This window comes from Streptomyces roseolilacinus, from assembly GCF_014649335.1.
GTDB lineage: Bacteria > Actinomycetota > Actinomycetes > Streptomycetales > Streptomycetaceae > Streptomyces > Streptomyces roseolilacinus.
Genome location: NZ_BMSV01000007.1, coordinates 471,731 through 482,737, shown reverse-complemented (window position 1 = coordinate 482,737; position 11,007 = coordinate 471,731). Strand labels below are relative to the sequence as shown.

Here is an 11,007-nt window from a genome sequence, read left to right as displayed (position 1 = left end):
CGACGGTGATGCCGTGGGCGGCGAAGAAGGCGTTCGCCCGCTGCCAGAAGCCGGCGGCGGTCCATGACCTTGTGACCGCCGCCGTCGGGGATGTTGCCGAGCTTTTTGATGTCGACGTGGACGAGTTCGCCCGGCCGGGCGCGTTCGTAGCGGCGGACGATCACGCCGGTGGGCCGGTCGAGCCAGGCCAGTCGGTTGAGGCCGTGACGGGCCAGGATGCGGTGCACGGTCGAAGCGGGCAGGCCCAGAACCGGTCCGATGCGGGCCGGGCCGAGCTTGCGGTCGGTCCTCAGCCGGCAGACCCGGGCCTCGAGCGCGGGTGGTGTGCGATGGGGTGTGGTTCGGGGCTTGCTGGAGCGGTCGTGCAGCCCGACCTCGCCCTCGGCCCGCCAGCGGCGGATCCACTTGTGGGCGGTGGGCCGCGATATGCCCATCTCGGCCGCCACGTGCGCGACCGGACGACCGGACAGCACACGTTCGACCAGGATCCGTCTGCCGTGAACGGTCAGACGGGCATTACGGTGGGACACGAAAACCTCCGTGTGCGGTGCAGCTTAGACACCTCCACCACACCGGAGGTCTTCGCCATGATCAAGACCCCGGCCCTGTTAACAACGCTCGTGATCAATACACCTAGGCCGCGTACCGGAGGGCGCCGCCGTGCATCCCGCGGGCCGCTTGCCCGCCCGGGGCGCCGCGCGGCCCGCGCCCGGGCTCAGCGGAGGCTGCGGACGTCCAGCTGGTGCAGCACCCGGTCGACGACCTCCGGGTCGGCGCCCGGCTCGGTCCGGGCGGCCAGCACCTCGTGGCGGGCCGCCGACAGCATGTCGTGCCGGACGCGGTGGACGGTCCCCAGGCGCCGCGCCCGCCGCTCGTACGCCGCCCGCCGCTCCTCGTCGACCACGTCGGGGCTGATCCGCGCCCCGATGTCGAACGCCAGCCGCCGCAGATGGTCCACCAGCTCGTCGGAGAGGTCCTCGGTCCGCCGGACCTCCTCCAGGCGCCGTCGGGCGGCGCGGGTGGCGCGCAGCGCGAGCTCCCGCTCCAGCCGCCGCTCGGCGTCGCTGTCGGCGCGCACGCCGAGCCGCCCGACCAGCCAGGGCAGGGTCAGGCCCTGGAACACCAGCGTCGTCATGATCACGCAGAACGCGACGAACAGGATCTCGTCACGTGCCGGGAACCCCTCCCCCGCGTCGGTGGTGAGCGGGATGGCCAGCGCCAGCGCGACCGACGCGACGCCGCGCATGCCCGACCACCACATGACGACCGTCTCCCGCCAGCTCACCGGGATCTCCTCGGCCGAGGAGCCCGGCGTGTGCAGCCGCTTCGCCAGCCACGTGGCGGGCAGCAGCCACAGCAGCCGCACCCCGACGACGGTCGCGGCGACGACCGCGCCCCAGCCGAGCATCCGCAGCTCGCGCCCCTCGGCCGGCCTGAGCACCGCGCTCAGCTCCAGCCCGACGAGGCCGAACGCCACCCCGGTGACCAGGGTGTCGACGATCTCCCAGAAGGTGCGGCCCGCGAGCCGGCCCGTCACGTCGTCCGCGTCGAGGGTGTGCCCGGCCAGGACCAGCGCCGTGACGAGGACCGCGAGGACACCCGAGCCGTGCAGTTCCTCGGCGAGCGCGTACGCGGCGAACGGCACCAGCAGGGTCAGCCCGGTCCGCAGGGTGGGATCGTCCAGGGCGCCCGCCAGCCGGCCGCCCAGCTTGCCGAGGAGCAGCCCGACGGCGACGGCGACGGCGGCGGACAGCAGCAGTTCCACACCGGCGTCCGCCCACGAGAACGTCCCGGCGACGACCGCGCCGACCGCCACGTGGTAGACGACGATGGCCGTCACGTCGTTGAACAGGCCCTCGCCCTCCAGGATGGAGACGAGGCGGCGCGGCAGGCCCACCGACCCGGCGACGGCGGTGGCGGCGACCGGGTCGGGCGGGGCGACGAGCGCGCCCAGCGCGACGGCGGCGGCGACCGGCAGCCCGGGGACGACCGTGTGCGCGACCGCGGCGACGGCGGCCGTCGTGACCAGGACGAGCGCCACCGCGAGGAGCAGGATCGGCCGCAGGTTCGCCGCGAACTGCCGCCAGGACGTGCGCTGCACGGTCGCGTAGAGCAGCGGCGGCAGGACGAGCGGCAGGATGAACTCGGGCGGGATGTCGACGTCCGGCACGAACGGCAGCAGCGCCAGCACGACCCCGAGGAGCGTCATCAGCACCGGCGCGGGCAGCCCGAGCCGGTCACCGAGCGGAACGGTCAGCACGGCACCGAGCAGCAGAACGAGCAGCAGGGCCAGCTGGTCCACGGTGCGACGCCCTCCGCCCGCTCACGAACGCCAGGTCAGGGCCTCCACCCTGCCACGCGCACGCGCGGATCAGAGCGCGCGGCGCATCGCCCGGTGGGGTATTCCCGCGTCGGGGAACTCCGAGCCGTACGCCTCGTACCCCAGGCGCTCGTAGAAGCCCAGCGCGTGGGTCTGGGCGTGCAGGTCCACGGCCCTGAGGCCGCGCGCCCGCGCCGCCTCCTCGACGGCCCGCACGAGCGCCGCGCCCACGCCGAGGCCGCGGGCGGCCCGCGTGACGGCGAGACGGCCGAGCGCGCCCACGCCGTCCTCGCCGCCCGTGCGGTCCGCGGCGTCCGGCCCGTACAGGAGCCGGCCCGTGCCGAGGGCGGCCCCGTCGGCGGTGCGGACGGCCAGGACGTGCACGGCCGTCGCGTCGTGCGCGTCGTACTCGATCTCCTCGGGAACGCCCTGCTCGACGACGAAGACCTCGTGGCGGACCGCGAAGGCCGCCTTGCGGTCCTCCTCGCTCAGCGCCTCCCGTACCGCGTAGGCGCTCACGCGCTCTCCGCGGCGATGGTGTCCAGCGCGTGCTGGAGGTCGGCGGGGTAGCCGCTCTCGAACTCGACCCACCGGCCGTCCGACGGGTGCTCGAAGCCGAGGCGCACGGCGTGCAGCCACTGGCGGTTGAGGCGGAGCCGCTTGGCGAGCGTCGGGTCGGCGCCGTACGTCAGGTCGCCGACGCACGGGTGGCGGTGCGCCGACATGTGGACGCGGATCTGGTGCGTGCGGCCCGTCTCCAGCTTGATGTCCAGCAGGGACGCGGCCCGGTAGGCCTCTATCAGGTCGTAGTGCGTGACGGAGGGCTTGCCCTCGGCGGTGACCGCCCACTTGTAGTCGTGGTTCGGGTGGCGGCCGATGGGCGCGTCGATCGTGCCGCTCAGCGGGTCGGGGTGGCCCTGCACGAGCGCGTGGTACCGCTTGTCGACGACCCGCTCGCGGAACTGCGCCTTCAGCAGCGTGTAGGCCCGCTCCGACTTGGCGACGACCATCAGGCCGGAGGTGCCCACGTCGAGGCGGTGGACGATGCCCTGGCGCTCGGCGGCGCCCGAGGTGGAGATCCGGTACCCGGCGGCGGCCAGGCCGCCGATCACGGTCGTGCCGGTCCAGCCGGGGCTGGGGTGGGCGGCGACGCCGACCGGCTTCACGATCACCACGATGTCGTCGTCGTCGTGGATGATCTCCATGCCCTCGACCGGCTCCGCGACGATCTGCACCGGCGCGGGGGCGCCGGGCATCTCGACCTCGAGCCAGGCGCCGCCCGTGACCCGCTCGGACTTGCCGACGGCGACGCCGTCGACGAGGACCTTCCCGGCCGAGGCCAGCTCGGCCGCCTTCGTGCGGGAGAACCCGAACATGCGGGCGATGGCGGCGTCGACGCGCTCGCCTTCCAGGCCGTCGGGAACGGGCAGCGTACGGATCTCGGGAATCGTGCTCACCCGTCGAGTATGCCTTGTCGGCGGCCGTGCCCGGTCGGACCTGTGGACGACCGGAGGCAGCCGCTCAGTCCTTGTGGACGGTCCCGTCGGGGTCCAGGCCCTTGAAGGAGAGGATCACGATGAGGAAGCCGCCGCAGACGATCGCCGAGTCCGCGAGGTTGAACACCGCGAAGTGCGCGGGCGCGATGAAGTCGACCACCGCGCCCTCGAACACGCCCGGCGCGCGGAAGATCCGGTCCGTGAGGTTGCCGAGCGCGCCGCCCAGCAGCAGGCCCAGCGCGATCGCCCAGGGCAGGCTGTACAGCTTGCGCGCCAGCCGCACGATCACGACGATCACGATGGCCGCGATCGCGGTGAAGACGACGGTGAACGCCTCGCCGATGCCGAACGCCGCGCCCGGGTTCCGCACGGCCTCGAACTTCAGCAGGCCGTCGACGATCACGATCGGGTCGCGGTGCTCCAGCCTCGCCACGACGAGCATCTTGCTGCCGAGGTCCAGCAGGTAGGCGACGAGGGCCATGGCGAGGAGCGCCACGACCCTGCGCCGGCCCCTGGGCCGCTCGGCGGACGCCTCGGCCCCGTCGTCAACGTCCGGCGTACCGATGCCGTGCTCCGCCTCTGTCACGTGAGTCCCTCAACCTAGGTACCTGACTGTGACGAGGGTACGGCACACGCGTACGGGTCAGCCGCGCCGCTCCTGCTTCTGCTTGTCCTCCACGCACAGGGTGGCCCGCGGGAACGCCTGCATGCGGGCCTTGCCGATGGGCTTGCCGCAGACCTCGCACAGCCCGTACGTACCGGCGTCGAGCCGCTGGAGCGCGTGCTGGGTCTGCTCCAGCGTCGCGCGGGCGTTCGCGGCGAGGGCCATCTCGTGCTCGCGCGTGATGTTCTTGGTGCCGGTGTCGGCCTCGTCGTGGCCGGCGCCCTCACCGGAGTCCCGCATCAGCCCCGACAGGGCCTCCTCGGACAGGGCGAGCTCCTGCTGCAGGCGGCGGACCTCGCCCTCCAGCTCGGCGCGGGCCTCCGTGACCTCCTCCGGCGTCCACGGCTCCTCGCCCGGCCGTACGGCGAGCTCCCCGGGCACCGCCTCGGCGACTCCGCGGGCCGTGGGCATGGCCCCGCCGGCCGCCGTGGTCACGTCAGCCGTCTTCTTCGCTGCCACCGTCCTGGCTCCTGTCTGTTCAGCCTCGGCCGCACCCCCGGCGGCCCTCTTCCCACCCGTACGAGCGGCCCCAGCCGCTTTACCCACCTCAGCGCCCCCGGACACCCCGGCGGCCTCCTCCCCACCCCGCGCGGCCCCACCGGCCGCCCCGGAGACAACCGCCTTCCGACCTGATGCCTTCCCGGCGGACGCCTCCTTCGCACCCGCTTCCGCCGACGGCGCCCTCCCGGCGGCCTTCTTCCGGGCGGGGGCCTTCCCGGTCGCGGCCTTGTCCGGAGCCGGCCCCTCCCCGGCCGCCGCCTTCCCGGTCGCCGCCTTCCCGGAGGGGGACTTCCCGGCGGGAGACTTCCCCTCGGCCGTCTTCCGGGTGGGCGCCTTCCCGGCCGCCGCGGCCGGCGGCGCCTTGGCGGCGGTCTTCTTCGGCTGCGGCTCCTCGGCGGCGGCCCCCCTCCCCGGGACCTTCTTCGCCGAGGTCTTCTTCGCCGGGGCCTTCTTCGCCGGGGCCTTCTTCGCCGGGGCCTCCTCCGCCGGGGCGCTCTTCTCCGGGGCCCTCTTCGCCGCCCGCTTCCGGGCCGCCGCTCCCCCGGACGGCGCCGCCCCGGCCTCCGGCGCCGCGGCCCTCCCGCCGCCCTCCGTGGGCTCGCCCGGGGCCGACCGCGTGGGCGCCGTCCTCTCGACGGCGGTCTTCTTCGCCACCATGCCGCGGCCCCTTCACATATTGTGATCTTGCGCGCGAATCGTGCTGGGACGATAAATCGACTCCGGTCCCGCGGCAACGGGGCACGCCGCCCGTACCGGGCACCCGGTACCCGACCAGGCGAGCCCGCGGGGCCCGCGCCCCCCGCCCCACGGCCCGGCGACCGGTCGCGCGCCCCGCCCGGAAGCCGCCCGTCCCGGGCGCGCCCGTCCGGGTCACCCCCGCCCGCCGTCCCGCCCCGCCCATCGTGTCGGCCGGTGTCCGCGCAGGCCCGTACACTGGGCGCAGCGAAAGGCGTGGATGGGGACCAGTAGCGTCGCACGCGGCCATGAGCGACCCGGGGACGGTGAGAGCCCGGGGGCGAGCCCGACGTGAAGCATCACCCCGGAGCCGCCGGAAGAACGCCTCGGACCGTGGGCCCGCCCACCGGCGAGAGGTCAGTAGAACCGGCTTCGCGACCCGAATGAGGGGGTGCCGGACCCGTGTGGCCGGCGCCAAGGAGGGTGGTACCGCGGGAGCAGTCGCTCTCGTCCCTCCGACGGAACGACGAACCTGTCCGCCGGAGGATTCGATGTCGCAGTACCGCCAGGTACCCGCCCAGGTCGACCTGCCCGCGCTCGAGCACGCCGTGCTCGATTTCTGGCGCGAGAGCAAGGTCTTCGCCAAGAGCCTCGAACAGTCCGAGGGACGCCCGGAGTGGGTGTTCTACGAGGGGCCGCCCACGGCCAACGGCATGCCGGGCGCCCACCACATCGAGGCCCGCGTCTTCAAGGACGTGTTCCCCCGCTTCCGGACCATGCGCGGCTACCACGTCGCCCGCAAGGCCGGCTGGGACTGCCACGGCCTGCCCGTGGAGCTCGCCGTCGAGAAGGAGCTGGGCTTCTCCGGCAAGAAGGACATCGAGGCGTACGGCATCGCCGAGTTCAACGCCAAGTGCCGCGAGTCCGTGACCCGGCACACCGACGCGTTCGCCGAGCTGACGACCCGCATGGGCTACTGGGTCGACCTGGACGACGCCTACCGGACGATGGACCCCGAGTACGTCGAATCCGTGTGGTGGTCGCTGAAGGAGATCTTCTCCAAGGGCCTGCTGGTCCAGGACCACCGCGTCGCGCCCTGGTGCCCCCGCTGCGGCACGGGCCTGTCGGACCACGAGCTGGCGCAGGGCTACGAGACGGTCGTCGACCCGTCCGTGTACGTCCGCTTCCCGCTGACGTCCGGCCCCCTCGCGGGCGAGGCGTCCCTGGTGGTGTGGACGACGACCCCGTGGACGCTGGTGTCGAACACGGCGGTCGCCGCCCACCCCGACGTGACGTACGTGGTGGCCACGGACGGCCGGGAGAAGCTGGTCGTCGCCCAGCCGCTGCTGGAGAAGGCCCTGGGCGAGGGCTGGGAGGCCACGGACCGGACCTTCACGGGCGCGGAGATGGAGCGCTGGACGTACCGGCGCCCGTTCGACCTGGTCGAGTTCCCGGCCGCGGCCGACGGCGGGGCCCCGGCCCACTACGTGGTGAACGCCGAGTACGTCACCACCGAGGACGGTACGGGCCTGGTCCACCAGTCGCCGGCGTTCGGCGAGGACGACCTCAGGGTCTGCCGCTCGTACGGCCTGCCCGTGGTGAACCCGGTCCGCCCCGACGGCACGTTCGAGGAGTCCCTCGGGCTCGTCGGCGGCGTGTTCTTCAAGAAGGCCGACGAGGCGCTGACCGCCGACCTGGACGCGCGCGGCCTGCTGTTCAAGCACATCGCGTACGAGCACAGCTACCCGCACTGCTGGCGCTGCCACACGGCGCTGCTGTACTACGCGCAGCCCTCCTGGTACATCCGCACCACCGCGGTCAAGGACCGGCTCCTGGAGGAGAACGAGGCGACCAACTGGTTCCCGGACTCCGTCAAGCACGGCCGCTTCGGCGACTGGCTGAACAACAACATCGACTGGGCGCTCTCCCGCAACCGCTACTGGGGCACGCCGCTGCCGATCTGGCGCTGCGAGGAGGGCCACCTCACGTGCGTCGGCTCGCGCGCGGAGCTGACCGAGCTGTCCGGCACCGACCAGTCGGACCTGGACCCGCACCGCCCGTACATCGACGACGTCACGTTCGAGTGCACCCACGAGGGCTGCCGACTCACCGCGACCCGCGTGCCCGAGGTCATCGACGCCTGGTACGACTCGGGTTCGATGCCGTTCGCGCAGTGGGGCTACCCGTACAAGAACAAGGAGCTGTTCGAGAAGCGCTACCCGGCGCAGTTCATCTCGGAGGCCATCGACCAGACCCGCGGCTGGTTCTACACGCTGATGGCGGTCGGCACCCTCGTCTTCGACAAGTCGAGCTACGAGAACGTCGTGTGCCTGGGCCACATCCTGGCCGAGGACGGCCGGAAGATGTCCAAGCACCTCGGCAACATCCTCCAGCCCATCCCGCTGATGGACCAGCACGGCGCGGACGCGGTCCGCTGGTTCATGGCGGCCGGCGGCTCCCCGTGGGCGGCCCGCCGCGTCGGCCACGGCACGATCCAGGAGGTCGTCCGCAAGACGCTCCTCACCTACTGGAACACCGTCGCGTTCCAGGCGCTGTACGCGCGCACGGCGGGCTGGGCCCCGTCCGACGCCGACCCCGCCCCGGCCGAGCGCACGGTCCTGGACCGCTGGCTGCTGAGCGAGCTGCACGCGCTGACCGACCAGGTGACGCAGGCGCTGGAGGCGTACGACACGCAGCGCGCCGGCAAGCTGCTGTCCGCGTTCGTGGACGACCTGTCGAACTGGTACGTGCGCCGGTCGCGGCGCCGGTTCTGGCAGGGCGACAAGGGCGCGCTGCGCACGCTCCACGAGGTCGTGGAGACCGTCACGCGCCTGATGGCCCCCCTGACCCCGTTCATCACCGAGCGGGTGTGGCAGGACCTGGTGGTGCCGGTGACGCCGGGCGCTCCGGAGTCGGTGCACCTGTCGACGTGGCCCGAGGCGGACCTGTCGGCGATCGACCCGACGCTGTCGCAGCAGATGGCGCTCGTCCGGCGGCTGGTCGAGCTGGGCCGCGCCACGCGCGCGGAGTCCGGCGTGAAGACCCGGCAGCCGCTGTCGCGGGCGCTGGTCGCCGCGGCCGGCTTCGAGTCGCTGTCGCCCGAGCTGCGCGCCCAGATCACCGAGGAGCTGAACGTCTCCTCGCTGGCGTCCCTCTCCGAGGTGGGCGGGTCGCTGGTCGACACGACGGCGAAGGCGAACTTCCGGGCGCTGGGCAAGCGGTTCGGCAAGGGCGTCCAGGACGTGGCCAAGGCGATCGCGGCCACGGACGCGGCGGCGCTGTCGCTGGCGCTGCGGGAGGGCGGGGCCACGCTGGACGTGAACGGCGAGACGATCACGCTCACCCCCGAGGAGGTCATCGTCACGGAGACCCCCCGCGAGGGCTGGTCGGTGGCCTCCGACGCGGGCGCGACCGTCGCACTGGACCTGGAGATCACCCCGGAGCTGCGGCTGGCGGGCCTGGCGCGGGACGCGATCCGGCTGATCCAGGAGGCCCGGAAGAACAGCGGCCTGGACGTCGCGGACCGGATCGCGCTGCGCTGGTCGTCGACGGACGCGGAGGTCGCGTCCGCCCTGGAGGAGCACGCGGGGCTCATCGCGGAGGAGGTCCTGGCCACGGACTTCGCGCGCGGTGAGGGCGACGGGACGTTCGGCGAGCCGTTCACGGACGAGGCGCTGTCCCTGGTCTTCCGCCTGCACAAGGCGTGACCCCCCCGGGGGTGACGCCCCGGACCCCGGGGACGACGCCCCCGGAAAGCCCCGGCCGTCCGCGGCCGGGGCTTTCCCGTCCCCTCCGAAGACGGCGGCGACCGCCCCGGGGCGCCGGGGCCCGTCCGCCCCGGGACGGCAAAAGGCCCGGGGGCCCAGGACGTGTGTCCTGGGCCCCCGGGGGTGGCCGACTGCCTTCGGCTCCTAGTTGTCGTCCTCGTCGATGAGGAAACCGCGCATCGGCGACGGGGCCTGCTGCATCGGCTGCGGGGCCTGGGGCCGCACCGGTGCCATCGGCTGCGTCATCGCGGGCGACATCTGCTGCTGGCCGCCGTACGACGGGCCGCCGCCCATCGTCGGGGAGCCGCCCATCGGCTGGTTGCCGCCGTACGACGGGCCGTTCGCACCGGCCGACGCCATCGACGGGGACGGCGGCAGCGACGGGGCCGCGGACGGCGTGCGCGGCGGGGCCAGCGACTCGTCGCCCTGGCTCTCCAGCTGACGCAGCTGGCTCTCCAGGTACGACTTCAGTCGCGTGCGGTACTCGCGCTCGAAGCCGCGCAGGTCCTCGACCTTGCGCTCCAGCGTGGCGCGGGCGGACTCCAGGGAGCCCATCGCGACGCGGTGCTTCTCCTGCGCGTCCCGCTCCAGCGCGTCGGCCTTGGCGCGGGCGTCCCGCTCCAGGCCCTCGGCGCGCGACCGGGCCTCACCGACGATCTTGTTGGCCTCGGAGCGGGCCTCCGCGATCGCCTGGTCGGCAGTCTGCTGGGCCAGCGACAGAACGCGCGCAGCGCTGTCGCCGCCGGGCCCCTGCTGGGGCATCCCCGGACCGTGACCACCCATGGGTCCACCCATCGGGCCGCCCATGGGGCCGCCCTGCATGGGTCCGGGGCCGTGCGGACCCTGCGGTCCGCCGTGACTGGGACCGGCCGGCAGCTGGGGAGCACCACCGGGCAGCTGGGGGGGACCCATCTGCGGGGGCTGCTGCTGGACCGGCGGACCGGATATGGCGGCGGGCACCGGGCCCCCCGGACCGCCGGGGCCGACCGGGCGCTCCTGCTGCTCCGGCGGCTTGCGCATCGCCTGCTGCTGCTGGTTCTGCGCGGCGGCACGCGTCGCGGCGGCCAGCTTCGCGCGCAGATCCTCGTTCTCTCGGAGCAGGCGGGTCAGCTCGGCCTCGACCTCGTCGAGAAAGGCATCGACCTCGTCCTCGTCGTAGCCTTCTCGGAGACGGACGGTCGTGAACTGCTTGTTCCGCACGTCCTCGGGGGTCAGCGGCATCTCTTCTTCACCTCTACGTAGTCGTCGGCAGTCGGCAGGACCGTATCGCTCACACCCTCATCGCGAAGGTACCCACGATGTTGAGCAGGATGTAGACGATGATCATCAGAACGAAGAAGGACAGGTCGAGTGCCACGCCCCCGAGACGCAGCGGTGGGATGAACCGCTGCAGAAGCTTCAGTGGTGGATCGGTGACAGTGTAGGTGGCCTCCAGGACGACCACCATCGCCTTGCCGGGTTGCCATGAACGGGCGAACTGGAAGACGTACTGCATGACCAGCCGGAAGATCAGCAGGATCAGGAAGCACATCAGCGCGATGTAGATCACCTGTAGTGCGATACCCATCCCGCGTTCCCTCTCCC

General features: G+C 73.1%; 10 protein-coding genes. 2 read left to right on the top strand and 8 right to left on the bottom strand.

Features of this window, described 5'->3' with window-relative positions; translation table 11 throughout:
* The 6 genes from IE106_RS19895 to IE106_RS30445 form a co-directional block, all read right to left on the bottom strand.
* Nucleotides 1-530, bottom strand: a 530-nt coding sequence (locus IE106_RS19895) for a helix-turn-helix domain-containing protein (protein WP_373295963.1), incomplete at its 3' end; no start/stop codon positions are given.
* A gap of 185 nt (nt 531-715) precedes the next feature.
* Nucleotides 716-2,302 carry a Na+/H+ antiporter gene (locus IE106_RS19890; RefSeq protein WP_189535870.1) on the bottom strand — a complete coding sequence of 529 codons (1,587 nt, stop codon included), beginning with the start codon at nt 2,300-2,302 and terminating at the stop codon, nt 716-718.
* 69 nt (nt 2,303-2,371) lie between these two features.
* Nucleotides 2,372-2,839 carry a GNAT family N-acetyltransferase gene (locus IE106_RS19885; RefSeq protein WP_189535868.1) on the bottom strand — a complete coding sequence of 156 codons (468 nt, stop codon included), beginning with the start codon at nt 2,837-2,839 and terminating at the stop codon, nt 2,372-2,374.
* Nucleotides 2,836-3,777: an RluA family pseudouridine synthase gene (locus IE106_RS19880; RefSeq protein WP_189535866.1), complete on the bottom strand. Its 942-nt coding sequence runs from the start codon at nt 3,775-3,777 to the stop codon at nt 2,836-2,838. The genes IE106_RS19885 and IE106_RS19880 overlap by 4 nt, the downstream gene beginning before the upstream one ends.
* A 64-nt stretch (nt 3,778-3,841) precedes the next feature.
* Nucleotides 3,842-4,402, bottom strand: a complete 561-nt coding sequence (lspA, locus tag IE106_RS19875; protein ID WP_189535864.1) for a signal peptidase II — start codon at nt 4,400-4,402, stop codon at nt 3,842-3,844.
* Nucleotides 4,403-4,459: 57 nt separating this feature from the next.
* Nucleotides 4,460-4,939, bottom strand: coding sequence for a TraR/DksA family transcriptional regulator (locus IE106_RS30445; protein ID WP_229840612.1), 480 nt, complete (start codon nt 4,937-4,939; stop codon nt 4,460-4,462).
* 268 nt (nt 4,940-5,207) lie between these two features.
* Between IE106_RS30445 and IE106_RS30735 the strand changes: the two genes are divergently transcribed.
* Nucleotides 5,208-5,663, top strand: coding sequence for a hypothetical protein (locus IE106_RS30735; protein WP_268255310.1), 456 nt, complete (start codon nt 5,208-5,210; stop codon nt 5,661-5,663).
* Between the two features lie 544 nt (nt 5,664-6,207).
* Nucleotides 6,208-9,363, top strand: a complete 3,156-nt coding sequence (ileS, locus tag IE106_RS19865) for an isoleucine--tRNA ligase (protein ID WP_189535860.1) — start codon at nt 6,208-6,210, stop codon at nt 9,361-9,363.
* 204 nt (nt 9,364-9,567) lie between these two features.
* On the opposite strand, the gene IE106_RS19860 is transcribed toward ileS, so the two are convergent.
* Both IE106_RS19860 and IE106_RS19855 read right to left on the bottom strand, forming a co-directional pair.
* Nucleotides 9,568-10,644: a DivIVA domain-containing protein gene (locus tag IE106_RS19860; protein ID WP_189535858.1), complete on the bottom strand. Its 1,077-nt coding sequence runs from the start codon at nt 10,642-10,644 to the stop codon at nt 9,568-9,570.
* A 49-nt stretch (nt 10,645-10,693) separates the two neighbouring features.
* Entirely contained in the window at nt 10,694-10,990 is a 297-nt protein-coding gene (locus IE106_RS19855; protein WP_023589137.1) for a YggT family protein, read from the bottom strand.
* Nucleotides 10,991-11,007 lie beyond the last annotated feature (17 nt).